Origin of the sequence: Rhodanobacter sp. T12-5 (assembly GCF_008329435.1) — a bacterium.
In the GTDB taxonomy this organism is placed as follows: Bacteria; Pseudomonadota; Gammaproteobacteria; order Xanthomonadales; family Rhodanobacteraceae; genus Rhodanobacter.
Genome location: NZ_NPKN01000008.1, coordinates 121,222 through 147,825, shown reverse-complemented (window position 1 = coordinate 147,825; position 26,604 = coordinate 121,222). Strand labels below are relative to the sequence as shown.

Below are 26,604 nucleotides of genomic sequence, written 5' to 3'. Positions count from 1 at the left end.
CGAGCTCCCAGGGTGGGGTTGGCCCCAGGCTGCCGACTATACGCTTGTCATTATGCCAAATTCCGCATCCGGTCATGGCAAGCTTTTCTAGACGCCACCGACCTGCAGGCGTGAGCATTGTCGGCATGCACAAGATCGATTTCATCGATTCCCATACGGGCGGCGAACCCACGCGTGTCATCACCGGCGGCTTTCCGGACTTGGGCACCGGCACGCTGGCCGAACGACGTGCGCGTTTTCGCGATGAGTATGACCATTGGCGACGAGCAGTTGCGCGCGAGCCGCGCGGCTCCGACACCATGGTTGGAGCGCTGCTTCTGCCACCAGAGAACCGACAGGCTTGCACTGGTGTCATCTACTTCAACAACGTCGGCTACCTGGGCATGTGCGGGCACGGCACTATCGGCGTGGTGCGCACCCTGCAGCAACTCGGACGCATCCAGCTTGGCCGGCACCTGTTGGAAACCCCGGTAGGCGAGCTGTATGTGGAAGTGCATTCAGATGGTCGCGTTGCGATCGAGAACGTCGAAAGCTACCGATACGCTACAGGCGTGGTGCTTGATGTGCCCGGCCACGGCCAGGTGTGCGGCGACGTAGCTTGGGGCGGCAACTGGTTCTTCATCAGCCATGACCGACCGTGCGAGTTGACGCTTACCCATCAGCGCGAGTTGACGGCCTACACCGAAGCCATTCGCGCCGCACTGGTGGAGGCTCAGGTTACCGGCGCCGACGGTGCCGAGATCGACCACATCGAAATAACCGGCCCTGCATTGCCGGGAGATGATGCCGACGCGCGAAACTTCGTGTTATGCCCGGGGATGGCCTACGACCGCTCGCCCTGCGGTACCGGCACCAGTGCCAAGATGGCCTGCATGGCTGCTGCCGGCAGCCTGGCACCGGGGCAGGTGTGGCGCCAAGCGGGCATCCTGGGCAGCGTGTTCGAAGGTCAGTACCGGCGTGGCGTGCGCGGCGTGCTGCCGCGGATTACCGGCACTGCATTTGTGACCGCGCAAGGCCAGTTGCTGATCGATGAAAATGATCCACTTACCTGGGGCATCGACGCCACGTGAGCCACTACGACCTCATCGTGGTGGGCGCAGGCATCATTGGCGCGGCGTGCGCGGATTGCGCCAGCGCCGAGGGCTTGAAGGTTGCGGTGGTCGAGCCGGGATCCGTGGGTGGCGGCAGCACTGCCAGTTCGATGGGACACCTGGTGGCGCTGGATGGCCTGCCCGCCGAGCTGGCGTTGGCGAAGTATTCGATGGATCTGTGGCAGTCCCTGGCCGATCTGCCGCAAGCGCAATACCATCGCTGCGGCACACTGTGGGTGGCTGCCGACGAGGCGGACATGGCGCGCATTCCAGCCAAGCTGGCCCGACTGGCTGCGGCCGGCGTCGCGGCAGAAGCGGTCGACGCATCGAGCCTGTATCGTCTCGAATCAGCGCTGATTCCCGGACTGGCGGGCGGTGTGCTGGTCCCCGATGACGCTGCGGTCTTTCCGCCTGCGGTGGCCATGCATCTAATCGATCGCGCTTGCCAGCGGGGAGTCGTGCGATATCGCAAGCGGGCGATGCGGTTGGAAGCGGGGGGCGTCTCGCTGCATGACGGCAGCTGCCTGCATGGCCCTGTGCTGGTTGCCACCGGCTGTGCGCTGGGCGAACTTCTGCCAAGGTTGCCGCTGCAACCGCGCAAGGGTCATTTGGTCATCACCGACCGCTATCCCGGCCTGATTCGGCATCAGTTGCTGCAGCTGGGTTATGCCGACACCGCGCACGGCGAGGCCGACAGCAGCGTGGCATTCAACGTGCAGCCGCGGCCAGGTGGGCAACTGCTGATCGGCTCCTCGCGCGAGAACCGCAGTACCACCCGCGAGGTGTCGATGCCTATGGTGCAACGCATGCTGCAGCGGGCGTTCGAGTTCCTGCCAGGCTTGCGTCCGCTGCAGGCCTTGCGCATTTGGACCGGGCTGCGTCCGGTTAGTGTCGATGGACTGCCGTATCTGGGGCGCGTACCCGGCCGGCCCGGCGTGTGGGTTGCAGCCGGCCACGAGGGCCTGGGTATCACCACCTCGCTGGGAAGTGCGAGGCTGCTGATGGATCAATTGCTGGGACGCGAGCCCGCGATTGACCCGCGGCCGTACGATCCGGCCCGGGTGGCTGCATGAGCGGCGAGCGTGTGTCAGTCCAGCTGAACGGCATCGCTGTCGAGATCGTCTCCGGCAGTAGTGTGGCTGCCGCGATAGCGTCGCTTGGGATGCTCAGCCGGCGCTCCGTCAGCGGCCAATGGCGTGCACCGCTGTGCGGGATGGGTGTGTGCTTCGAGTGTCGCGTTTGCATCGATGGCGTGGCACAGCAGCGCGCATGCATGGTGCAAGTGCGCGAAGGCATGCAGGTGCGCACCGATGACTGAGCGTTACGACGTGCTCGTGGTCGGCGCCGGACCGGCAGGGCTGTCTGCCGCTTGCGCCGCTGCCAGCCGTGGCGCTCGCGTGGGGCTGCTTGATGCGCAGGCGCGCGTCGGCGGCCAAGTGTGGCGTCACGATGTGGCGCGCGCGGACGCTTCGTCCGTGCCGCGTGCATTCACTCGCGCGATCGCTCGGGCATGGGTTGAATTTCTGGCACAGACGCAGGTGGTGGCCGCTGCACCCGGCGTCCTGTTGGTGGAGGACACGCAAGGCGCGCGCAGCCTGCAAACCGACGCGCTGATCCTGGCGACCGGCGCCCGCGAACTGATGCTGCCGTTTCCCGGATGGACCCTTCCCGGCGTCACCGGTGCGGGTGGCTTGCAGGCATTGGCCAAGCAGGGCTGGCCGCTGGCCGGAAAGCGCGTGGTGATTGCAGGCAGCGGCCCCTTGCTGCTCGCGGCCGCTGCCTCGGCGCGAAGACATGGGGCAAAGGTGCTGGGCATCCACGAACAAGCCCGTGCCGATATGGTCTTCCGCTTTGCCTGCGGCCTGTGGCGCTGGCCGTCCAAGGCATCGCAGGCGCTGCGATTGCGCGCTCAACTGGCTGGCATTCGATATAGCTGCAGCAGTGTGGTGCTGCGCGCACTGGGAGACGATCGCGTGCGGGCGATTGAACTGGATGGCCCCACCGGTCGGCAACAAACGGAATGCGATGTGCTGGCGGTCGGCTATGGCCTTCTGCCCAACGTTGAGCTGCCGCAGGCGCTTGGCTGCAAGCTCGAGAATGATGGCGCACATCCGCGGGTGCGCACCGACGATCGGCAATGCACCAGCGTGACGGGCGTGTTTGCCGCCGGCGAGATCTGTGGCATCGGCGGCAGGGACGCTGCCGTGGTGGAAGGCGCCATCGCTGGCTACGCTGCCGTGGGTGCGGTTGCTGCGGTCCAGGCGTTGCAGCGCCGCCGCCAACATCAACATGCATTTGCCGCCCATCTGCAGCGGCACTTCGCGCTTGATTCGCGCGTGCTGGCACTGGCCGATCCCGAGACCCTTGTTTGTCGCTGCGAAGATGTGCCGCTGCACGCGCTGGACGGCTATATCGACGCACGCAGTGCCAAGCTCGCCACGCGTTGCGGAATGGGCGCATGCCAGGGCCGCATTTGCGGCAGTGCACTCGAAGCGATGGGCCGCTTTCCGCGTGGTGACCTGCGCCCACCCTTCTTTCCGGCGCGGCTTGCCACGCTTGGCGATACGGATTTTTCCGCTGATTTGAACTCTGGAGTAGTTTCCTCATGACCCAAGCTTCAATGTGGCAGGGCGTACTGCCAGCCATCACAACGCCGTTCACCGCCGACGGACAAGTCGATCATGAATTCCTGGCGAGGCATGCCAGCCAGTTGATCGATGCCGGTTGTCGCGGCATCGTGCCGCTAGGATCACTCGGAGAAGCGGCTACGCTGGCCTTTGAGGAAAAGCTGGCCGTCCTGCGTACCCTGGTCAAGGCGATGGGTGGGCGCGCACCGGTGATCCCCGGCATCGCTGCGCTTTCCACCGACGAGGCGGTACGGTTGGCGCGCGCAGCCGAGGCGAGCGGCTGCCGTGGCCTGATGGTGCTGCCGCCGTATGTCTACTCCACCGATTGGCGCGAAATGGGTGCCCACGTGCGCGCCGTGCTCAGCGCCACTGACTTGCCCTGCATGCTTTACAACAATCCCATCGCCTACACGACGGATTTCGCCCCAGCGCAGATTGCCGAACTGGCCGCCGAGTTCCCCAACCTGCAGGCGGTGAAGGAATCCTCCGGCGACGTGCGCCGCGTCACTGCGGTGCGTGCCCTGCTGGGTGATCGCCTGCAGGTGCTGGTTGGTCTGGATGATGCCATCGTCGAAGGCCTGGCTGCCGGTGCCACGGGCTGGGTCGCTGGCTTGGTCAACGCCTACCCAAAGGAGTCGGTGAAGTTGTTCGCGTTAGCACGCGATGGTGGTGCCGAAGCGGCGCAGTCGCTCTATTTCTGGTTCCTGCCGCTGCTGCGGCTCGACACGGTGCCCAAGTTCGTGCAGTTGATCAAGCTGGTGCAGGAAGTTGTCGGCATGGGCAGCGAGCAGGTGCGCGCACCGCGCCTGCCGTTGGCTGGTGCCGAACGCGAGGCGGCGATGAAGATCATCCGCCACGCCATCGCCACGCATCCGGAGGCCTGATATGAGCATGCTTGCGCCCGGCCCGATCGAACCCGTTCTCGTCGACGGTCAGTGGCGCGCCTCTCAATCGCCGCTGGGCAGCTTCCGGGCCGAGGATCCTGCCCGTGGCGAGAAGATCGGGCCGACGTTCCCCATTAGCAGTGCCGCAGATATCGAGGCGGCACTCGCGGCGGGTGCCGCGGTGGCCGCCGAACTGAGCGCTGCGCCGCCCGCACACATTGCCGATTTCCTCGACGCCTATGCCGATGCGATCGACGCCGATGCCGCCGCGCTGGTGGTTCTGGCTTCCGCCGAAACGGCGCTGGCAGCGGAAACGCGCCTGCGCAAGGTAGAGCTGCCGCGTACCAGTGGTCAGCTGCGCCAGGCGGCCCAGGCGGTGCGTTCGTATAGTTGGACCCAGCCCGTGATCGACACCGGCGCCGGCCTGCGCACCCACCGCGCGCCGTTGGGAAAGCCGGTGCTGGTGTTCGGGCCGAACAATTTTCCATATGCCTTCAACGCAATCTCGGGCAGTGACTTTGCCTCGGCAATCGCTGCGCGCAACCCGGTGATCGCCAAGGCGCATCCGCTGCATCCGGCAACCAGCCAGCGACTGGCCCAGCTCGCGCACGACGCGCTGCGCCGCTCTGGCCTTCCCGCCGCTGCCGTGCAGATGTTGTATCACTTCGACAACGCACTGGGCTTGCAACTGGCCGGTGATGCGCGGCTCGGTGCGATCGGTTTCACCGGCAGTCGCGCCGGCGGACTTGCGTTGAAGGCCGCTGCCGACAAGGCCGGCGTGCCGATGTATGCCGAGCTCTCCAGCATCAATCCGGTGTTTTTGCTGCCGCGTGCACTGGCCGAACGCGGCACCGCGCTGGCACAGGAATTCTTTGCTTCCTGCACCATGGGCAGCGGCCAGTTCTGCACCAATCCCGGGCTGGTGATGGTCCCGGAGGGCGCGACGGGCGACGCGTTTGTCACGGCGGCGCAGGCGCAGTTCGCCGGAGACTCACCAAGAATTCTGTTTTCGCGTAGTGGACAGGAAAACGTACTGCGGGCGATCGCTGCGCTGAAGTCCGCCGGCGCGCAGGTGCTCAGCGGAGGCAGCGCGGGTGAAGGTGGTGGCTATCACATTGAATCCACCTTGCTTGCCATCGATGCGCCGCGTTTCCTGGCCGATCCGCTTGCGCTGCAAACCGAGGCCTTCGGCCCGGTCAGTTTGATCGTGCGCACTCGTGACGTTTCGGAGATGGTCGAAATCGCCGCGGTCCTCGAAGGGAGTCTCACCGGCACGATCTATCGCGCAGCCGACGGCAGCGACGATACCGCCTGGAGCGCGATCGCGGCGGTGTTGCGCTACAAGGTGGGGCGGCTAATTGCCAACAAGATGCCCACAGGCGTCGCGGTGAGTGCTGCGATGAACCATGGTGGCCCCTTTCCAAGTACAACTCATCCCGGTTTTACGGCGGTCGGAATGCCTGCTGCGATCCATCGCTTCAGCGCGCTGCACAGTTACGACGGGGTACCGGAGGGGCTGCTGCCGGTGGAGTTGCGCGACGGCAATCCCGAGGGTATGCAGCGCCTGATAGATGGTCGCTGGAGCGATGCTGCCCTGACGGGCAGCGCGTGAACATCTTTTTCTAGCATGACGTACGTCGCAGGCGTCGCACAGGGGGTCATCGCATGGCGGGACAAGGCAGATTCCACCGACAACTCAGCCTCACCGATCTTACCTTCATTGGCCTGGGCTCGATCTTCGGTTCGGGCTGGCTGTTCGCTGCCAGCAAGGTGGCGGCTATCGCCGGGCCGGCGGGCACAGTGTCCTGGTTGATTGGCGGCGCGGCTGTGTTTCTGCTTGGGCTGGTCTATTGCGAGCTGGGGGCGGCGCTGCCGCGCGCTGGCGGCGTGGTGCGCTATCCGATGTACTCTCATGGCGCGCTGCTGGGTTACCTGATGGGGTTGATCACGCTGATAGCGTTCTCGAGCCTCATCGCGATCGAGACGGTCGCTTGTCGGCAGTACGCCTCGGCGTGGTTTCCCACGCTCACCCAGGTGCATTCGGACCGTCCGACTCTGCAGGGATGGCTGGTGCAGTTGGCCATCCTGGGGGTTTTCTTCGTACTGAACTATTACAGCGTGAAGACCTTCGCCAAGGTCAACAACGTAATCAGCGTGTTCAAGTTTGTGGTGCCCATGCTGGTAATCGTGATGCTTTTCGTGTTCTTCAAACCGGGCAACCTGACCGTGCACGGCTTCGCGCCGTTCGGCTTTGCCGGGGTGGAAGGTGCGGTTTCGGCCGGCGGGGTGATCTTCGCGTATCTCGGCCTGACCCCGATCGTGTCCGTGGCCAGCGAGGTGCGCGATCCGCAACGCACCATCCCGATTGCGCTGATCCTGTCAGTACTGCTGTCCACAATCATCTACGTGTTGCTGCAGTTCGCCTTTCTGGGCGGCCTTCCCAGCGACTTGCTGACACACGGCTGGGGCGACATCGGCAATCAGTTCGCACTGCCGTATCACGACATCGCATTGGCGCTGGGTCTGGGCTGGCTGGCTTTCCTGGTGGTATGCGACGCGGTGATCTCGCCCAGCGGTACCGGCAACATCTACATGAACGCCACGCCGCGGGTGGTCTACGGCTGGGCGCGTGGCGGTACCTTCTTCAAGCTGTTTACGCGAATCGACGAACGCTCGGGCATCCCCCGTCCCGGACTGTGGTTGACCTTTGCGCTGGCCGTTTTCTGGACGCTGCCATTTCCTTCGTGGAGCGCGATGATCGGTGTGGTGTCGGCTGCGCTGGTGCTGAGCTACGCGGTGGCGCCGGTCACGGTCGCTGCGCTGCGTCGCAACGTGCCAGAGCTGCCGAGGCCGTTTTTGGTGCGCGGTTTTGTCGTGCTCGGCCCCCTGTCATTCATCGTAGCGGCACTGATCGTGTACTGGTCTGGCTGGGTTACGGTGTCCTGGCTCCTCGGGTTGCAGATCGTCTTGTTCTTCGTCTACGTCGGGTGGCGGCGTCGCTCGCCGGCACATCGTGACGGTGTGGCGAAGGAAGTGCGTTCGTCGCTGTGGCTGATCGCCTTTTACGCACTGATCATGCTTGCCTCCTGGTTGGGGACCTTTGGCGGCAGACATATCGTTGGGCACCCCTGGGATTCACTGCTTGTGGTGGCCATCGCGCTGGTCATCTACTACTGGGGCGCAAACACCGGCATGCCCGCATCGATGCTGGCGCTGGGGACGGCTGACGATGATTGAGCATGCGGATATTGGCTGCCATCGCCATACAGTTGCGGTAAGGCCGGAATTCTTTGACGTAGCCGGATGGATATTGAGGTTTGATTCGCAGGCACTGATATGGCGCTTTTCATATTCTGGACATGACCATGACTAAATACCGCTGGTTTCTGTTGTCGATCTTGATGTTGCCGGTTGTCAGCGCACCATTGCTTTTGCAAGCCAAACCCATCGACTCGGCGCTCTATTCGGGACTCCAGTGGCGCCTGATCGGGCCATTTCGCGCCGGTCGCGTGGTGGCGGTGGCTGGTGTGCCGGGCCAACCGAATCACTTCTATTTTGGATCTGTCGGCGGTGGAGTCTGGGAAACTGTCAATGCCGGTCGTACCTGGAATCCGATCTTCGACAAGGAGCCGGTGGCATCGATCGGTGCCATTGCCGTGGCGCCCTCCGATCCGAACGTGATTTACGTGGGTTCGGGTGAAACCGACATTCGATCCAGCTTCAGCACCGGCAATGGCATGTACAAGTCCACGGATGCCGGCAAGACCTGGACGCATATCGGGCTTGTGGACACAAACCAGATCGGGTCGGTTCTGGTGAACCCGAAAGACCCGAATATTGTTTACGTCGCAGCGCTCGGGCATGGCTATGCAGCGAACCCCGAGCGGGGGGTGTTCAAGAGCAAGGATGGCGGTCAGACGTGGAAAAAAGTTCTTTACAAGAACGCCGACACTGGAGCCGTCGACCTGGCATTCGGAGGAGACTCCCAGACCATTTATGCTGCCTTGTGGCAAACGCGCCGTCCGCCGTGGAGCGTTTACCCCCCCTCGGATGGTCCAGGCAGCGGGTTGTACAAGTCCACCGATGGAGGCGAGTCCTGGACGGCGGTGACCGGACACGGGTTTCCCAGCTCCGGCTTGGGTCGCATCGGGCTTGCGGTGGCGCCCAGCAATCCTCAGGTGGTCTACGCGAACGTGGCCGCGAAGGAAGGCGAGGGAGGCCTGTACAGGTCGGACGATGGCGGAAACAACTGGACGCACGTCACTGGCGACTCGCGCATCTGGGCGCGCTGGTGGTACTTCGGCGGTGTGACGGTGGATCCGAAAAATCCGGACGTGGTGTACATCATGAATACCGCGGCTTACAAATCGACAGATGGTGGCCGCAGCTTCCTGCCATTCAAGGGGGCGCCGGGCGGTGACGACTACCACACGGCTTGGGTCGATCCCGACAACAGCGAGCACATGGTTCTTGGCGTAGACCAGGGCACCACGATCACCCTGGACGGCGGCAAGACCTGGAGTTCCTGGTACAACCAGCCGACGGGCCAGTTTTATCACGTGGCCACGGACAACCAGTTTCCCTACAACGTGTACGGTGCACAGCAGGATTCGCTGTCCGTGAAACTGCCGAGCCGTACTGATTATGGTGATTACACCGATGGCATCAGCGCCATGGATTTTCTGCCCATTCCGACCGGGGGGGAGAGTGGCTATATCGCGCCGGATCCCTTGAATTCCCGTTATATTTTTGGTCCGGCCATCGTGCGGCCGTTCAATGGCGACGTGACCCGGTTCGACACGCTGTCCAAGCAGCTAGAGGACGTTAGTCCGACGCTGGAATACCCAGGCATCACGTATCGGAAAACGTGGACGTTGCCAGTGACGTTTTCGCAGATCGATCCGCACGTCATGTATTCCTCGCACCAAATGATTTTCCGTACGGACAACGGTGGCCAAAGCTGGTCGATGATCAGCCCGGATCTGACGCGCGAGAATCCGGGCGTGCCTTCCACGCTGGACCCGATTACAGCCAGGGACACGGTGATAGAGGGGCCGCGCCGCGGGGTGATCTACACCATTGCACCGTCACCCATTCAGAAAGGGGAGATCTGGGCCGGCACCGACGATGGCCAGATCTGGGTGACTCACAACGAAGGCGAGCATTGGCGGAACGTCACGCCCAAGGGTCTGAGCGCCTGGTCGAAGGTGGGCATTGTCGAGGCCTCGCACTTTGACGCAAAGACCGCCTACGCTGCGGTGGATCGGCATCGGCTGGACGACTACAAGCCTTACATCTACGTGACGCATGATGCAGGCAAGTCCTGGACGTTGGCGATCAAGGGCATTGCGGACGGCGACTTCGTGAATGTGGTGCGTGAAGACCCGAAGAAGGCCGGTCTGCTTTACGCAGGCACGGAAAAGCACGTCTATGTGTCGTTTGATGCCGGTGCAAACTGGCAGAGCCTGCAGCAGAACCTGCCGGTGACTTCGATGCGCGATATCGACGTGCATGGCGACGACTTGGTACTGGCCACATTCGGGCGCGGTTTCTGGATCCTCGACGACGTTACGGCGTTGCGGCAGCTGGATGGAAGTGTCAGTCAGTCTGCAGCCACCTTGTTCAAGCCCGCTGTCGCCTACCGGGTTCGGCCCGGCGGCTTTCTCAGCACGCCTTTCCCGAAGGATGAGCCACAAGCCCACAACCCTCCCAACGGCGCTCTGATCGACTATTACCTGAAAACCGATGCTTCGTCGCCAGTGACGCTGGAAATCACGGATGCCAAGGGAAAGTCGGTGCAGAGCTTCTCAAGTGCGGACACGCCGCCAAAACTTGATTTGCAGACCATGCCCATCACTCCGGACTGGACGCCCCGGGTGGTCACGCTGTCCAATCGGGCTGGCATGCACCGGTTTGTGTGGAACCTGCACTATGCCCTGCCCGAGGCCCTCATGGGCAACGGCATGTATCGCTTCGAGAATGGCGATGGTCTGTGGGCGCTTCCCGGCAACTACACGGTCAGGCTCACCGTGGGAGGGCAATCCTGGAGTCAACCGCTCGAGATCAAGGAAGATCCGCGACTGCAGATATCGGAGGCTGCGCTGCAGGCGCAATATGATCTTGGATGGCATATCGAAAGTGAGCGAATGAAAATTGCCGGAGTGTCCGCGCAAGCACGAAAGCTGCGCGCGCAGTTGAGAAAAGTGCGTGGCAACGCATCCGGGAATCTGGCGCGAAAGATCGATGCGGTGATCAAGCAGGTCGACGAGGTCGCAGGCGTCAAGCCGGAGGACAACCCCGCCAATTCCGTGGGACTTCCCACGACTGATTTCGTCAGTTTGCTTTACCTGCAGGATGCGTATGCCAATCTCGCTGCTTCGGTAGAGAGCGCTGACGCCGCGCCGTCAAGGGGGAAGACCGAGACCTTGGCCAAATATCAGAAGATCCTGGACAGCGCGCTGGCAAGATGGCAACGCCTGAGAACCGCCGACCTGCAGCATCTGAATGGCGAATTGAAATCGGCCGGCCTGGCCCAGGTGGACGTGCCTGCAGACGCGAATGACTGACCGCTTGCCAGGATCCCAGGGAAGCAGAACCGCCATGCACCACGGCCGCTCGTCACTCACTTGAGGAAGATGCCCATGTACCGATCCTTTCTTGCCGGAGCCGTGATGCTTGTCGCTGGCCTGGCGACTGCACAGTCGATCCCGCCATCGCTGCTGAATTCATTATCCTGGCGCGAGGTCGGGCCTTACCGCGGCGGCCGGGTCGATTCCGTAGCCGGCGTTGCCGGCAAGGCGAATATCGGTTACTTCGGCGCCGTAGGTGGTGGCCTGTTCAAGACGACCGATGCGGGCGTCACCTGGCAGCCCTTGTTCCAGAACGAACCGGTGGCCTCCATTGGTGCGATCGGCGTCTCGCCGTCAAATCCCGACATCGTCTACGTCGGTACCGGGGAAGTGTCGATTCGATCAAACGTGACATACGGCAACGGAATGTACCGCTCGAATGATGGCGGTAATACCTGGCAGCATATCGGACTCGACGACACACGCCACATCGGTCGCCTGCTCGTGGATCCGAAAGATCCGAACCGCGTGGTGGTTGCGGCGCTAGGCCACATCTGGGGACCGAACAAGGAGCGTGGCATCTTCCTGACCTCGGATGGTGGCAAGACCTGGAAGCACACGCTGTATGTGGACGAACATACCGGCGCAGTGGATCTGGCCCGCGACCCCGCCAACTCTTCGAGCTTGTATGCGGCAACCTGGAACGCCGAGCGGACGCCGTGGTGGCAATACCCGCCGGTCGATGGTCCGGGCAGTGCGATCTATCACTCGAGCGACAATGGCGCGACTTGGCAGAAGCTTTCCTCAAACGGGCTGCCTGCGGACATGGGCCGCATCGGTGTCGCTGTGGCCAATACGGCGTCCGGCCCGCGTCTGTATGCGATCGTCAGCGCCGGAAACTCCCTTGGCGGAGCAAACCAGGCAGGACAGGGAAGCGGCGTGTATTGCTCCGACGACCTGGGCAAGAGCTGGCGTCTGATCAATGCCGATCCCCGCTTGTCGGGACGCGGCTGGTACTTCGGACGCATCTACGCCGATGCGAAGAATCCCGACCTTGTCTACATTCCAAATACTTCGCTGTACCGCTCGCGCGATGGCGGTGCGCATTTTGATTCGATCAAGGGATCACCCAGCGGCGACGACATGCGTGCACTGTGGATGGATCCGGACAACGCGAACCATCTGATTCTCGCTTCCGACCAGGGCGCCTCGATCAGTCTCGATGATGGTACCCATTGGTCGAGCTGGTTCAACCAGCCCACCGCCCAGATCTACCACATCGGCGTCGACGACCAGGTGCCCTACTGGATCTATGGAACCCAGCAGGATTCGGGCGCCATGGCGATCACGTCCCGCGGGCTCTCCGGCATCATCACCAACGACGACTGGAAGGCGGTGGGTGGTGGCGAATCAGGTTACCTGTTCCCGCGCAAGGGAGATCCGTCGATCATCTACGGGGCTGGCTCAGGCGGTGACATCACCAGTTACAACTTGCGTACCAATGTCACCACGAACATTTCGCCGAACCCGATCAGTTCATTCGGCGCCGTGCCGACTGCCACGAGTTACTACTATCCCTGGAACACTGCGTTCGCACCCTCGCCGTTCAAGGCTGATACGTTGTACATGGGCGCACAGAAGGTGCTGAGTACGACCGATGCTGGCCAAACCTGGCACGCGATCAGTCCCATCCTCACCTACAAGAACGTCGACGCGAAATGCGGGGGTGAGCCAGCCCGGAAGACGGCGGCTGAGTGTGGCTATTCGGTTGTTTATGCGCTTGCGCCCTCGCGTCTCAAAGACGGCGTGCTCTGGGCCGGCACCGACGATTCGCGCCTGTGGCTTACCCAGGATGGCGGTGTGCACTGGGAAAACGTGACGCCGCCCGGACTCGAACCTTGGAGCCGCGTGGATACGATCGACGCGGACCCGCTTGATGTGGCGAGTGCCTACGTGGCCGTCGATCGTCATCAGGTCGATGATTTCAAGCCTTACATCTACATCACCCATGACGCCGGCAAGCACTGGCGTTTGGCCGCCCAAGGCATCCCGGAAGGAGACTACGTGCGCGTGGTGCGTGCCGATCCTGCGCGGAAGGGCCTGTTGTATGCCGGGACCGAGCAGGGCATTTTCGTATCCTTCGACGATGGCCACGCCTGGCAGTCACTGCAAGGCAATCTGCCCACAACCTCAGTGCGCGATATGGTCTTGCATGACGGCGACTTGATCGTCGCTACCAGCGGGCGTGGCGTCTGGATACTCGACGACATCGAACCTTTGCACGAAGCCAGTACCGGGATCGCACAAAGCCAGGTGCATCTGTACGCACCAAGACCGGCTTTGCGCTTAAGGCTCGGCACCTATGCGGGTGAGGCGCGGCCGCCGGAAGTGCCGCACTCGGCAAATCCACCGGCTGGCGCCATCATCGACTACTGGCTCGGCGAAGGCATCAGTGCGCCGGTAACGATGACGATCTACGATGCCTCGGGCAACCAAGTACGTCGCTATTCCAGTGCCGACAAGCCGGCCCGGATGCCTCTTCCAAACTTCCCCGATTACTACACCTCGCCACCGAACATTCTTCGTGCAAGCCAGGGATCGCATCGCTTTGTGTGGGATCTGCGTTACACAGCCCCGGCAGGGGCACCGTACTGGGGCGAGCCGGGCGTACTCGACCGTACACCACGCGCGCCAATCGGCCCACTGGTGTTGCCGGGGCAGTATCGCGTGGTGCTGGCGGTCGGTGGCAAAGATTACAGCGCGCCCCTTACGGTAAAGGCTGATCCCAATTCAGGCAGCACACCAACTGCGCTCGCGGCCAACGTGCAATTTTCACTGGCGTTGAGGTCCGACATCGACAGCAATGCCAAGGTTTTGCAGCAGGCGCAGGCAGCTGTCGTCTCTGCCAACAAGTCCGGTGACAGTGCAAAGGCGCAGCGGATGGAAGGCCAGATCGAGAGGGTCGGCCTGAGCAGTGTCAACATGCAACTGTCCATGCTGCTCAATCAAGTCATGGAGGTCGACACTGCACCCAGCCCTACAGTGATCGACGCGGCCAACCGGTTGCGCGGTTCCAGCAGCAGGGATCGCGCCGCGCTGGCCGGCATGCTCGCGGCAGGCAACTGAGTTCGCACGACATGCTGTTGCAGGAGATAAGCAGATGAAGACACACGTCCACGCCAAGCGAATATGTGCTGCGTCGTTCCTGGCGCTCGCACTGGTGCTTCCTGCGCTGCCGGCATTGGCCCAAGTCAATTCCAATCTGTATGGCGCAATGAAATGGCGGATGATTGGCCCGTTCCGGGGTGGACGCGTGGGCGCCGTCGTCGGCATCCCCAGCCAGCCCAACGTGTTCTACATGGGCGCCGACAATGGGGGGATCTGGAAGACGACTGATGCCGGCTCGACCTGGGAAGCGTTGTTCAATGCTGATGAGGACAACTCCATAGGATCCCTTGCGATCGCCCCCTCCGACCCGAACGTCATCTATGCCGGTTCCGGAGAAGCTTCTCAGCGACCGGACCTGTCGACCGGCGATGGCCTCTACAAGTCCACGGACGCCGGCAAGACTTGGCAGCACCTCGGCCTGCGCGATGGTCAACAACTGGCCTCGATCGTGGTCGACCCACACAATCCCAACCGGCTGTTTGTGGCTGTGCTCGGCCACCCATACGGACCAAACGCGCAGCGTGGCGTATTCCGCTCCATTGATGGTGGCAGGACATTCCAGAAGGTCCTGTACAAGGACGAGAATACGGGAGCCGCAGAGGTTGCCATCGACCCGTCGAATCCGAAGGTCGTGTATGCAGTGCTCTGGGCGAGCCGGGTATCTCCATGGCTTTGGCAGATTCACCATGGCGTAGCAGGAAGCGGGGTGTTCAAATCAACTGATGGCGGCACCTCCTGGCACCAGATCGGCCGAGGGCTGCCGACCGTCGCACAAGGTCTGGGGCGGATCCGGCTCGCGGTCGCGCCGAGTCGTTCCCAACGCATCTATGCAAGCGTGGACGGGACCTCCACTTCCCGGGGCATGTACCTGTCGGAGGATGCTGGTCAAAGTTTTCACCGCGTAAGCAACGACCCGCGCAATGCTGGCGGGTTTGTCACTGTCGCACCTGACAACAGCGATGAAATCTATGTCAGCCTGACGGCGTGGTACCGCTCGACGGATGCCGGCAAGACCTTTACCGCCGTGCGGGGAGCACCAGGCGGAAATGACTACCACCATACCTGGATCAATCCCGACAACCCCGACATCATCGCGGTCGGTGTTGACCAAGGCGCAACGATCAGCGTGAACGGCGGCAAGACCTGGAGCTCGTGGTACAACCAGCCTACTGCGCAGTCCTATCACGTCATCACGGACAACCAGTTTCCATATCGCGTCTACAGCTCGCAGCAGGACAGTGGATCGATCGGCATCACCAGCCGGGGTAACGATGGTCAGATCACCTATCGCGACTGGCACCCGGTCGGTGGAGAGGAATACGGCTATATCGCCCCGGACCCGTTGCACCCTGACATCATTTATTCCAGCCGCGTGGTGCGCTATGACTGGAAGACGGGCGAAAGTCAGGTTGTCGGCCCGCAGGTAAACCTGTTCAAGGGCAAGTACCGCTTCAACCGTACCGCGCCCTTGTTGTTCTCGCCGGTTGATCCCCACGTGCTTTATCTGGGTTCGAATGTCTTGTTAAAGACCGCCGATGGCGGTCACAGCTGGCAGACGATAAGCGCCGATCTGTCCCGACCCAATCCGGGCATTCCGGCCAACCTCAAACCCTTTGCCGCGCACGAAAACCCGCTCGATCATCGAGGCGTGATCTACAGCATCGGGCCATCGTTCAAAAGCGCAGACACCATCTGGGCGGGAACCGACGACGGACTCATCTGGATCACCCGTGACGGAGGCAAGCACTGGAACGATGTCACGCCGCGAAGCATGACGTCCTGGAGCAAGGTGACGCAGATCGTTGCCTCGCATTTCGATGACCAGACGGCCTACGCCTCGGTGAGTCGCTTTCGTCTCGACGATCTCAAACCCTACATCTATCGCACCCACGATGGCGGCAAGACCTGGAAGCTGATCGTCGACGGGCTGCCGGAGAATGCCTCAGCGAATGTGGTTCGTGAGGACCCGGAGCAGAAGGGCCTGCTGATCGCCGGCACGGAGCGCGCCGTGTGGTTTTCGGCAGATGATGGCGATCACTGGCAGTCGCTGCAGTTCAACTTGCCGCAGACATCCATGCGTGACTTGGTTATCCATGATGACGACGTGGTGCTTGGTACACATGGCCGTGCTCTCTGGATACTCGACGACATCACCCCGTTACGCCAGCTTGCCGCCGCGGCCAGTGCCGATCATGCATTCCTCTACAAGCCTGCGGTCGCCTGGCAGATACCCCGCAACACCTATTCTGATACGCAGCTCGAACCCGAGTTTTCAGCGGGACAGAACCCGCCCAGCGGCGCCATCATCGACTATGTACTGAAGTTGGCGGCGACCGGACCAGTCACGCTCGACATCCTCGATGCGAACGGCAAGCTCGTACGCCACTATGCCTCGACGGACAAACCTGCGCCCGTGAATCCCGACCGACTGAATTTCCCCACTTATTGGTTGCATCCACCACAAGTACTTTCCGCGCAAAGCGGCATGCACCGGTTCGTGTGGAACCTGCACTATCCGTCACCGCCTGCCTTGGAGCCGTACGTACCGATGGGAGTGATTTTCCACGACACGCCCCTCGGGCTGACCGGTCCTCCAGTGCTGCCGGGGCAATACACGGTCAAGCTCACGGTGGACGGGCAATCCTGGACGCAACCGCTGACGGTGCGCATGGATCCGCGGGTGGACAAACCCATGGCTGGACTCAGCCAGCAGTTGACGCTTGGCATGCAACTCAGCCAGGACATCAACCGCACCTACATCGCCTTGCAGCAGGCCAAGACCAAGGGAGAGAAAAGGCCCGACTTGCTGAAGTTGAACTATGAACTCATCACCCAATACAACTCACTTTATGGTGGCGCTTATGGCGGGGGCGTAGACAACCCCTCGACCATGGCCACGCCCACGACGCAGCAGGTCGCCGCCGTGGCTGACCTCAAGCGCCAAGTCGATGCCATGCTGGGTGATTGAGTGGTGTCGGCCCCTCGGCAGTTTTGAGTAGCGCGACAACTTGTTTGCGGGACGTCACTGCGGGAGCCATGAGCAGGTACGCCAGCTGCTGCGCTCAATGGTACGTAGTGTTGCTGCAAAGGTGTCGCTCGTACTCCCTTGGCATGTCTGTTGACAACGGCAGCCACCGTATCGGTCAGCCTTTTCAACCTGGACTGCTGCCGGTTCCGTGGACACCATCCCAAGCTGATTGCCTTGGTGTATCGGGCTGAGCTAGCCGAGTGTCGAGTGCGACGTCCTCCAGGCTTCAGTGGCGGGAGGGTTTGGAGTCGGGGGTTACTGTAGCGGAGTTTCCTCCAGGTGCCTGGCATAGGCGGGATGCCTGCAACAACCATCTGAGACTCACCGAGGTGAGCGTCGCTGCGATTCACTGATCGCGTTGCGCGTGGATATTGAAACCCCCCGAGGCAAGTTGCTCCGATTTTCGCTGCGGCGCAGGCGTCGCGTCGCGCGTGCTGGTGTTTTCGCGCGACCTCGTTTGCTCGACCGGTAATCCGGTCGGCGCAGCGGTTGGGCCGTAAGCGCTGCCGGCGATCCGGGCGCAGCTTGTGCGAGGAAAGTTCAAAGCCCAAAAGAGAAAAGCCGCGGAAGAATGTTGGTACTTTGACGCTTAGTACGCGGATTTTTTCCTAATCAGAAATCGAGCCGGCAATTCTGTTGACTCGGGCGTTAGCCTGATGCTATCAACTGCCCAACTGGCGTTGAGGCTCGGCACAGGCGTCCATAAAGTGGCCCAGGCAGGCAAATCAGACTGTGGAAAGCGGGTACCTCCGGTCTTTTTTCAGCTCAGGCTTTCGACACTTCGACTCGCGCTGGAATAGCAGGGTTGATTTTTGGCAAAGGCGATTGCGTTTCGCATTTGTATGCGAGCGAGGCAGAGGACATAGCAAGTCTAAGAATCGGTATTGGCGAAGCTGTGCGAGACAATTTATTTGATGTTGTCAACTTATCAGAATTGGGGAGAACTTCATGGGATTCGATCGAAACAAGCTTTCGCTTGCCGTCCGCACATCGCTTTCCGTGGGGGCGGTTGTAGCCATGGGGCTTGCGGGTAGCGTTCATGCACAGGACCAGACCCCGCCGCCGCCGGACCAGGGCAAGGCAAAGACGCTGAATGCGGTGGTAGTCACTGGTTCCCATATTCGCCGCGTGGATCTTGAAACCTCCAGCCCTGTCGTTACCGTGTCGGCCGCGCAGATTGAGGCGACCGGCAAACAGACATTGGGTGACGTCATCCAGAATCTGCCAGCGATCACCGGTGGCCTTTTGACGCCCACCGTCAACAACCACAACTCTCCGGGTGCGGTTCCAGCAGGGCGCACCTTGGCTGGCCTGCGTGGCCTCGGCTCAAACCGTACCTTGCTGCTGGTCGACGGCCAGCGCGTTCTCAATGCGGATCTCAACTCGATCCCTGCGGCGGCGGTTCAACGGATCGAAGTCCTGACCGATGGGGCATCATCTGTGTACGGATCAGACGCGATCGGTGGCGTGATCAACGTCATCCTGAAGTCCGACTACCAGGGTGCCCAGGTTTCCGCGAACTACGGTGTCTCCGATCATGGTGACGGCGAGAGGCGTGGTGGCAGCTTCGTGTTTGGGCACAGCGGCGAAAAGGGAAGCCTGTTCGCGGGCCTGAGCTACAACAAGATGGACATTGTCTTGCAGGGCAACCGCAAGTTTTCGCAAAGTGCACTGTCCTTGACCTCCAGCAGTAATCCGACTGGCCCGCTGAGCGTCGTGCCCGGTGGTTCCACCAACGGGCAATTCGGCAAGATCACGCTCCCCAGCAACATTGCCGCTCAATTTGGTTGCGCGAATGGAACCAGGCTTGCAGCAAACCATGATGCGGTGACCTCCGGCAAGGCCGTGATGGGTACAGGCGACTTCCACTGCTTTGGAGCCGACGACCGCTACAACTATGCGACGGTACAGGCGCTGGTGGCGCCCCAGGAACGCCTGAACGCATTCTTCAAGGGTACTTATCACCTGGGCGACCACGTTGATGCGTACATGACCACGTATTTCAACAAGTCGACGGCGTCCTTGCAGCTTGCGCCGAACATCTACGGCGTCAGTGCAGATCAGCCGATCTCGGCACAGAGCTACTACAACCCGTTTGGCATCGATTTTACCGGTGACAATGGCAATGCCGTGGCTTTTCGCGAAGTAGCAGGCGGCAACCGCGTCTCTTCTGCCAGTCAGAACACCACCCAGTTGCAGGCTGGCTTGAAAGGGTCCCTGGAAATTCTCGACAAGGACTGGACTTGGGATGCCGGTGTGAATTACGGCTATTACACGTTCACTTCCAGTTCGACCGGCTCGCCCAGCGGTAGCCTGTTGGCGCCCGGTGTCGGGCCATCGTTTCTGAACGGCGACGGCGTCGTGCAGTGCGGTACCCCCAGCGCACCGATCTCGCTCGACTCCTGCTTGCCATGGAATCCGTTTAGTCCTCAATCTCCGTCGACTAAAGCGGCGCTGGAGAAGGCGAACACGGCAACCCTCATCCAGCAGTGGACTCTGCAGCGGCAATTCCATCTCGATGTGAGCGGTGGGCTATTTGACCTTCCCGCCGGTACCGTGCAGCTCGCCGCTGGTCTTAACTATCGCAATGAATACACCAACAACACCATTCCCGCCGAACAGCTGATTGATCCGACCACGGGGAACTGCCCAGGAGCAGGCTGCGCATCTGCGCTGAGGGGCAAGGACAACGTCAAGGAGGTGTACGGCGAGCTGTTTATCCCGATCCTGCAGGACATGCCATTTGCGAAATCGCTGAACTTGACCCTCGGTGACCGCTATTCCAAGTACAACCTGGCCGGCAGCACCAACAACTGGAAGGTCGCATTCGAGTGGAGGCCGATCACTGATCTGCTCCTGCGCGGGACAGTGGCGACAGTGTTCCGTGCCCCCAGCATCGCGGACATTTTTTCGCTGCCCTCCAGCAGCACCTCAAGCCTCAGCAGCGACCCGTGTGATGGCGCAACGACACCCAACCCGGCGTGCCAGTACGTGCCGCTGGATGGCACGTTCCGCAACCAGACGGTGGCGACACATGACCAGGGCAATGGTTTGTTCTCAGGTTCGAAATATCTGAACTTCCCGCTCAAGCCTGAGCACGGCAAGTCCTTCGACTTCGGTGCGGTGTATTCGCCGGAGTTCATCCCGAATCTCTCGCTCAGTCTGGATTACTGGCGCATCTATCTGAACGACACCATCACGATACCTGGCGAACAGACGGTGCTGGATCTTTGCTACAACGGCATAGCCGCATACTGTCCGCTGATCCATAGATATTCCGGCGGCGGCTCCGTCGGCCAGATCCAGCGCGTGTTCCTGCCCACCACCAACCTTGGACGCCTCGATGTCAAAGGTACGGACTTCTCCGGCAGTTACCGCCTGCCTGACTTTGGCTGGGGCCAGTTCACGGTCTTGGCGAACGTCACTTACATGACCGAGTACCAAGTCCAGATTGCACCCGGCACCCTTGCGAACCGGGTCTTCGAGGGTGCTGGCGTGATGGGCGGGCTGGGATCGGGGCTTCAGTCGGCTTGTCCGGACAACATCGGGGGCTTGTGCTTCTTCCCGCGTTGGACCGCGCAGCTGGCAGCGAACTGGCAACTCGGTGGTTGGGACGCATCTTGGCGCTTCCGCGCCACCGACAAGTTCAACATGGGCTCCGCGGATCTGAGTCAGCAGTCGACTGCCTATCCGGGTCGGCCTGGCGTGGTGTTCCACTACGGAACGCACACTTACAGCGATATCACCCTCGGCTACAACATCAAGGCGTACAAGACGAAGGTCGAATTCGGCGTCAACAACCTGTTCGACAAGCAGCCGCCGTTGCTCTACGCCAACAACTCGCTGAACGCGAACACCGACCCGGCTGACTTCGATGTACTGGGCCGTTATTTCTGGGGTCGCGTCACGGTTTCGTTCTGAGCATTTTGTCTCTGTTAGCGTCAGTTTTCGAACTCCAACCGCATGGATCTTCCATGCGGTTTTTTTTGGTTCTTCGCGGGTAAGCGGGGAAGGTCGTATCGACAGGCGAGAGAATGGGTGGAAGGCGGCGGACAAGCTGAAAGCTCTCACACCGACTGGACCCGGACGAAAAAAGGCGTAGAACCCGGTTCGGTCTCCGACAAGGTTCGAGTCTCGATCAAATGAAACCTGGTCCAGGATTGGGTAGCGTCAATAGCCTCATGCGTCGACCTCCGCGGGTGACGGACGAGCTGGTATTCGTGGGTTGAGTTGTTTGCGCCGTCAGTCAGCTGTGGCGGGAATTACGTCGAAGGCGATGGTCAGTCGGTAGTCTTCTGCAGCCCCGGAAAACGGCACCGTGCCGTGCCACATATAGGACGGAAACAAGACGAGGAGACCGGGCTCGGGTTTGATCAAGTATTCCGGTCCCAGAACTGGCTCTGTCGGAAAGGGCGGTTCACCGAACTTGATCCAACCTTCGCCTTGCTGTTCCGACACTGCAGGCGGTAGATGCAGATAACAGGCTGAGGAAATCCAGCCTTCGGAGTGGTAATGATTGACATGAAACCCATGCGGACGCAGCCGAACGGACCACATCCCGCTGACCTGGTAGCGGTTCGTGTTGCGAGACCTCATGGGATCGGAGCCCCGGCCGATTGCCGTCATGTAACGCCTGATCGGTCCGTCAATGGCCTGCGAGAAGGCACGGATCGCGGGCGATGGGGAATCCCCCGGAACCAACTGCACTTGGCTTCCGCCGCGCAGTGAGTTGCGGATCGGGTGCGCGCGCAACGTATGAGCCTCCGTCAGATCACGGACCAAGTCAGCAAGGTAGGCAGCAAGATCTGGCCAGCCATCCGGAACATCGATGCAAGTGGCGCGGACCAGGCCCTGATAATCAAGAAGGTCCCGATAGCGCGAGTCCCCCAGCATGCGCAAGGCGTCCGCCTTGATCGCGAGTGCCCGCCCTTCCAGGGGATTCGCCCGGTGCAGGGATTCAGCCACCTCGAGGGCAGCCTGGCCTCTTCCCGTGGCCAGGAATGCGTTGCCGAGTGCCATTTGCGCGTCGTGATCCTCCGGCACGATGGCAACCAGGCGTTTGGCGCAAACCAGAGCATGGGCACCGTCGAAGTCGAGTGCAATGGTGCTGGCGGCTCTGAGCAGGTCAGGATCTTCCTCCGCCAGCCGCAATCCGGTCTCGATGGTGGCGAGCGCATCCGTGGCGCGTTGCGCGCTCAGCAGCAACCGCGCCTTGCAGATACGCAACGAGTGCAACTGCGGCTGCTGTTGCAACGCCGCGTCCAGTTCTGCACAGGCGACATCGGCGTCAGCGCTGCGCATCCACACCAGTTCAGACAAATTGGCTTGCGCCATGGCGTGGGCGGGCTGTGCCCGCACCACCTGTCGCAGCTCCGCCTCGGCCTCCTCGAACCTGCACTGGCCCATCAAGGCACGTGCCAGAAGGAAGCCTGCCTCGGGTGTCTTCCCGGCCGTCGCGATACTCGCACGCGCCTCGGCGGCGGCCTCCGCGTAACGGTCAGTGTTGGCCAGTACCGCTGCCAGTCGCAGGCGGGCGTCATCACTGTTCGGTTCAAGTTGCAGCCAACGGCGCAACGCTGCCTCGGCCGGCAGGGTCTGCCCCAGGGCCATCAGCGCATGACCGTAAAGCATTAGCACCTCCGGGTTGCCTCGGCGAGCCTGGAATAGCGGTTCCAACAACTCGCGTACGTCGCCGAAGCGGCCCGCAGTCAGCAGCATGCGCGCCAGGGCGGATGCTGCCGGCAAACTGCCCGGGTCCAGGTCCAACCCTCGTCGCAAGACGCGTTCGGCCTCGGCAGAATGCCCTGATTCGCCCAGCACTCGACCTAGCAAAACGTGTGCTTCGACATTGTCCGGCTGTATCCGCAGCCACGCCTTCAAGGCGTGCTGCGCGTGCGTGTAATCGTCGGTCTGAAAAAAGGAGCCCGCCATCATCCGATGCGCTTCGGCGAGTCCCGGATGGGTCTGCAACAGACTGCGCAGAAGCTCCCGCGCTTCGGTATGTCGACCCACCTGGAACAAGCCAGCGGCGGCTCGCAACACCGTGACAGTTTGAGTTGGGGACGACGCAGCCATGTGGTAAACCTGTCCTGACGAGAGTTACTGCAAAAGCCCATGCGCCACCCGGTTCACGCAAGGCTCTTCAGCATATTGCAAACAACGACAAGTCGCTCTCGTGGCGCAATCTGCACTCCAACCGACAGACGACCTTTGCACGATGAGTCGGCGGTGCCTGGATGGCATGGCGTTCGCGTTCCAACTGGCGTTCGCTGCAAACTAGCAGAGGCTGCAGTTTCAAGGACGAGCCGGGTATGCTGCCGCCTCTGCTTTTCAATGTCGGAGACATGCGCAAGATGGCCGATGACATTCTGATTCCCCCCATTGTGGCTGCCTTGCAATCTGGTGATCTGGTCGCCGCGGAACACCGCTGCCGTACCGCGCTGGAACTAGCCCCCGATGAACCCGACATTTTGCTTTTGCTCGGGCTCGGTCTGCATCGACAGGGGCGGCAACGCGATGCGGTGGGGATTTTTGCCCGTCTCGTCGAGTTGTGCCCCGAGGATAGCGTGCACTGGTCCAACTATGCCTCGGCGCTGGATCGCGTCGGCGACCGGGAAACTGCGGAGAGGGCGGCGGAAACTGCAGTTCACTTCGCGCCTGGCGATCCCGAGAGGCTGGAGGAGCTTGGCCTTCTGCAGCTTCAAAACGGCAAGCCGATGGCTGCGCAGACTACCTTGATGCGCGCGCACGAGCTGGCACCCGATTCCGTCGTGATCCGCCTCCACGCAGCGCGGGCGTGCCTGGCCTGTCGGGATCACCGAGCCGATGAGTTGCTGCAAACGTGGCGCGAATGGTTGCCCCTTTCAGACGATCTGCTGGGGGAGTTGGCCAAGCTGCTGGTCCAGGTCGGCGAACTCGGTGACAGTATTGAACTGCTGGAGGACCTGGTGGGACGTACGCCCGACGATTGGTCCGCGCAACTATTGCTGGCGAGGGTATACGAACGTGTCAATCGGCTGGGCCAGGCACAGGCCAAGTTGCAAGCGGTGCTTGCAACGTTACCGATTGACGCCGATCCCGGCATCGGCCGCGAAGTGGAAAGCCAGCAGGCCCAGCTTGCCATGCGCCGGGGGTCATACGCTTCCGCGCGCGCGCTGCTCGAAAAGGTTGGCCCTGGCCATGAAGCCCATGACGCATATTATTTCGCGCTGGCCAGCGCCTGCGATCGGCTCGGTGATGCAGCAGCGACCATGCGGGCGCTGGAGACGGCACATGCCATCCAGATCCGGCAACTGCGTTTGTCCAATCCGTACCTGCTGGAAGCGGATGCACCGCTGCTGCCACACGTCGACGATCGCGTGAGTGAGGACGACTATCGCGGTTGGCCGGAGTTGAAGGCGCCCGACCGCAGCCAGTCGCCGGTATTCGTGGTGGGATTCCCCCGCTCGGGCACCACGCTCCTCGAGCAGATGCTGGATGCGCACCCGGATCTGCAGTCGATGGACGAGCGCCCGTTCCTGAACATCCTGGCCGGTCAATTGGAAAGCGTTGGCCTGGAGGTTCCGCGGGACCTGCACAAGCTCGTACAAAGCGATTGTGATGAACTGCGCAAGGGTTATGTCGTCCTGGCCTGCGGGAAAGTGGCGCGGCAGTGGGGTACGCGGCTGGTGGACAAGAATCCGCTGAACATGTCCTGGCTGCCGATGATCCACCGCATTTTTCCGCAGGCGAAATTCATCCTCGTCGTGCGTCATCCGTGCGACGTCATCCTCAGTTGCTACCTGCAGAATTTCCGTTCCGCACCGTTGGTCGCCGCCTGCAGGTCGCTGGAGAATCTTGCCCACGCCTACGTGGCCGCGATGAACAACTGGTTGCATCATGCAGCGCTGTTCCACCCCGATGTGTTTGTTTCGCGCTATGAAGATCTGGTCGCCGATCCTCCGGCTCAGACGGCCAAGATCGCGGCATTTCTCGAGCTCGGCGATGCTGAAGCGATGCTGGGATTCGCCGAGCGTGCGCGGCAGAAGGGCCACATCCGCACGCCAAGTTACACCCAGGTGATCGAGCCGATCAGCGCCAAGGGCGTGGACCACTGGCGGCACTACGCGCGCTATTTCGAACCGGTCCTTCCGATCCTGCAGCCCATGCTGGCCCACTGGGGTTACGACAGCGGGCCGACACCCCACAAGTGATCGTCTGCGGCATTATCGGAGCAAGCGCGGGCTCAAGATCAGGGGCGGCGCATGGGAGGATACCGGGTCAAAAGAACAATGCTTGATCGTGCCGCAGGGCCCACCTATTCTCTTTTCAGTATCCGGGAAGCATTGCCATGCCAATGACTCGATCCGTGCTGGTCGAAGGCCGCCCGATCCGTGTGTATGACGGCTTGGTGGCGTTGCCGCACGTCAAGCAGCTCACTGACGCGTTCATGGGCGCCAACTTCGTTCGGGATGAAGTCGCTCGCGCTGATACCGCCGGGTTTCGCCACTGGGAATTGAACATTCCATTGGAAACCGCACCGCAATTGATGGTTTATCAGCCGACCCTGCAGGCTGTGCGCGATTTCGAAGATGGTGCTGATTACCGGGTCTGCCGCAGCTACTGCAACCACGCTGCCTACGGCGACATGCTATTCATTCACACCGATATCCAACCTGGCGAGAAAGGGCTGACTGCCTTGTGGTATATCGCTCCCGAGTGGAATGCCGAATGGGGCGGTGAGACGTTATTCTACAACTCGCAAATGGACGCCGAGGTTGTGGTCACGCCCAAACCCGGCCGGTTGGTAGTGTTCGACGGCGGCATCCCGCACGTAGGGCGGCCACCCAACAGGATCTGTTACGCCCCGCGCTACACGCTGGCCTTCAAGCTGCAGCCGGCTGTCAGCTGACCCTCGCGGACCATCGCACGGAGACTTCGCCTTCCGCCGCGATGGACCCTGCCGAAAATCGAATGGATGTGAATCAATTTCACAGGCTTGGGTCTTAAGGCTACGATTCACTTGCTCGACTCGGGCGCCATTTTGGCGCGCACGCCTTGCGCGCTTTGCATCCATCCGGCGTGCTGCGTAATATCAACGGGGGATTGGGTCTTGACCAATGTGGCCAGAGATTGCGGCGGCCGCGTCTTCCTCAAACAATAAAATTCGGAGTTCAAAAACCGGGTTTGGCAAAAAACCAAACGGTTGGTTTGACTCGGGTTCGCGGTCGATTGATGCACCGAACCAAGTTCTGCATT

The 26,604-nt window shown here is 61.5% G+C and carries 14 protein-coding genes; 13 read left to right on the top strand and 1 reads right to left on the bottom strand.

Going from position 1 to position 26,604, the window contains the following annotated elements:
* The first annotated feature begins 125 nt into the window (after positions 1 to 125).
* The 11 genes from CIW53_RS15300 (at position 126) to CIW53_RS15250 (ending at position 21,288) form a co-directional block, all read left to right on the top strand.
* Positions 126 to 1,070, top strand: coding sequence for a proline racemase family protein (locus CIW53_RS15300; RefSeq protein WP_149365672.1), 945 nt, complete (start codon positions 126 to 128; stop codon positions 1,068 to 1,070).
* Positions 1,067 to 2,164, top strand: a complete 1,098-nt coding sequence (locus tag CIW53_RS15295; RefSeq protein WP_149365576.1) for an FAD-binding oxidoreductase — start codon at positions 1,067 to 1,069, stop codon at positions 2,162 to 2,164. The genes CIW53_RS15300 and CIW53_RS15295 overlap by 4 nt, the downstream gene beginning before the upstream one ends.
* Complete coding sequence (locus CIW53_RS15290; RefSeq protein WP_149365575.1) at positions 2,161 to 2,409, top strand: (2Fe-2S)-binding protein; 249 nt, start codon at positions 2,161 to 2,163, stop codon at positions 2,407 to 2,409. The genes CIW53_RS15295 and CIW53_RS15290 overlap by 4 nt, the downstream gene beginning before the upstream one ends.
* Positions 2,402 to 3,700 (top strand): FAD-dependent oxidoreductase, encoded by a 1,299-nt coding sequence (locus CIW53_RS15285; RefSeq protein ID WP_149365574.1) that lies wholly within the window; start codon positions 2,402 to 2,404, stop codon positions 3,698 to 3,700. Before CIW53_RS15290 ends, CIW53_RS15285 begins: the two co-directional genes overlap by 8 nt.
* Positions 3,697 to 4,602: a dihydrodipicolinate synthase family protein gene (locus CIW53_RS15280; RefSeq protein WP_149365573.1), complete on the top strand. Its 906-nt coding sequence runs from the start codon at positions 3,697 to 3,699 to the stop codon at positions 4,600 to 4,602. The genes CIW53_RS15285 and CIW53_RS15280 overlap by 4 nt, the downstream gene beginning before the upstream one ends.
* 1 nt (position 4,603) lies before the next feature.
* Positions 4,604 to 6,214 carry an aldehyde dehydrogenase family protein gene (locus CIW53_RS15275; protein WP_149365572.1) on the top strand — a complete coding sequence of 537 codons (1,611 nt, stop codon included), beginning with the start codon at positions 4,604 to 4,606 and terminating at the stop codon, positions 6,212 to 6,214.
* Positions 6,215 to 6,267: 53 nt separating this feature from the next.
* A complete protein-coding gene (locus tag CIW53_RS15270) occupies positions 6,268 to 7,839 on the top strand; it encodes an APC family permease (RefSeq protein ID WP_149365571.1) in 1,572 nt (523 codons plus the stop codon).
* Positions 7,840 to 7,967: 128 nt separating this feature from the next.
* Positions 7,968 to 11,168, top strand: a complete 3,201-nt coding sequence (locus CIW53_RS15265) for a hypothetical protein (RefSeq protein ID WP_197736674.1) — start codon at positions 7,968 to 7,970, stop codon at positions 11,166 to 11,168.
* A gap of 75 nt (positions 11,169 to 11,243) precedes the next feature.
* Positions 11,244 to 14,297 carry a hypothetical protein gene (locus tag CIW53_RS15260; RefSeq protein ID WP_172969693.1) on the top strand — a complete coding sequence of 1,018 codons (3,054 nt, stop codon included), beginning with the start codon at positions 11,244 to 11,246 and terminating at the stop codon, positions 14,295 to 14,297.
* A gap of 34 nt (positions 14,298 to 14,331) precedes the next feature.
* Positions 14,332 to 17,307 carry a hypothetical protein gene (locus CIW53_RS15255; protein ID WP_197736673.1) on the top strand — a complete coding sequence of 992 codons (2,976 nt, stop codon included), beginning with the start codon at positions 14,332 to 14,334 and terminating at the stop codon, positions 17,305 to 17,307.
* A 1,008-nt stretch (positions 17,308 to 18,315) separates the two neighbouring features.
* On the top strand, positions 18,316 to 21,288 hold the full coding sequence (locus CIW53_RS15250) for a TonB-dependent receptor (RefSeq protein ID WP_149365569.1): 2,973 nt from the start codon (positions 18,316 to 18,318) through the stop codon (positions 21,286 to 21,288).
* 321 nt (positions 21,289 to 21,609) lie between these two features.
* Here CIW53_RS15250 and CIW53_RS15245 read toward each other — a convergent pair whose 3' ends face one another.
* Entirely contained in the window at positions 21,610 to 23,442 is a 1,833-nt protein-coding gene (locus CIW53_RS15245; RefSeq protein WP_149365568.1) for a tetratricopeptide repeat protein, read from the bottom strand.
* Positions 23,443 to 23,678: 236 nt separating this feature from the next.
* On the opposite strand from CIW53_RS15245, the gene CIW53_RS15240 reads away from it, so the two are divergent.
* Complete coding sequence (locus CIW53_RS15240) at positions 23,679 to 25,559, top strand: tetratricopeptide repeat-containing sulfotransferase family protein (RefSeq protein ID WP_242451930.1); 1,881 nt, start codon at positions 23,679 to 23,681, stop codon at positions 25,557 to 25,559.
* Positions 25,560 to 25,702: 143 nt separating this feature from the next.
* The gene (locus CIW53_RS15235; protein ID WP_197736672.1) at positions 25,703 to 26,257 is read left to right on the top strand and encodes a 2OG-Fe(II) oxygenase; all 555 of its coding nucleotides are present in this window, start codon (positions 25,703 to 25,705) and stop codon (positions 26,255 to 26,257) included.
* Positions 26,258 to 26,604 lie beyond the last annotated feature (347 nt).

Bases quoted from the DNA above. Each gene is read 5' to 3' on its own strand.
- CIW53_RS15285 (WP_149365574.1), top strand. From the start codon at position 2,402: ATGACTGAGCGTTACGACGTGCTCGTGGTCGGCGCCGGACCGGCAGGG.
- CIW53_RS15270 (WP_149365571.1), top strand. From the start codon at position 6,268: ATGGCGGGACAAGGCAGATTCCACCGACAACTCAGCCTCACCGATCTT.
- CIW53_RS15280 (WP_149365573.1), top strand. From the start codon at position 3,697: ATGACCCAAGCTTCAATGTGGCAGGGCGTACTGCCAGCCATCACAACG.
- CIW53_RS15265 (WP_197736674.1), top strand. From the start codon at position 7,968: ATGACTAAATACCGCTGGTTTCTGTTGTCGATCTTGATGTTGCCGGTT.
- CIW53_RS15275 (WP_149365572.1), top strand. From the start codon at position 4,604: ATGAGCATGCTTGCGCCCGGCCCGATCGAACCCGTTCTCGTCGACGGT.
- CIW53_RS15240 (WP_242451930.1), top strand. From the start codon at position 23,679: ATGCTGCCGCCTCTGCTTTTCAATGTCGGAGACATGCGCAAGATGGCC.
- CIW53_RS15260 (WP_172969693.1), top strand. From the start codon at position 11,244: ATGTACCGATCCTTTCTTGCCGGAGCCGTGATGCTTGTCGCTGGCCTG.
- CIW53_RS15255 (WP_197736673.1), top strand. From the start codon at position 14,332: ATGAAGACACACGTCCACGCCAAGCGAATATGTGCTGCGTCGTTCCTG.
- CIW53_RS15250 (WP_149365569.1), top strand. From the start codon at position 18,316: ATGGGATTCGATCGAAACAAGCTTTCGCTTGCCGTCCGCACATCGCTT.
- CIW53_RS15300 (WP_149365672.1), top strand. From the start codon at position 126: ATGCACAAGATCGATTTCATCGATTCCCATACGGGCGGCGAACCCACG.
- CIW53_RS15245 (WP_149365568.1), bottom strand. From the start codon at position 23,442: ATGGCTGCGTCGTCCCCAACTCAAACTGTCACGGTGTTGCGAGCCGCC.
- CIW53_RS15290 (WP_149365575.1), top strand. From the start codon at position 2,161: ATGAGCGGCGAGCGTGTGTCAGTCCAGCTGAACGGCATCGCTGTCGAG.
- CIW53_RS15235 (WP_197736672.1), top strand. From the start codon at position 25,703: ATGACTCGATCCGTGCTGGTCGAAGGCCGCCCGATCCGTGTGTATGAC.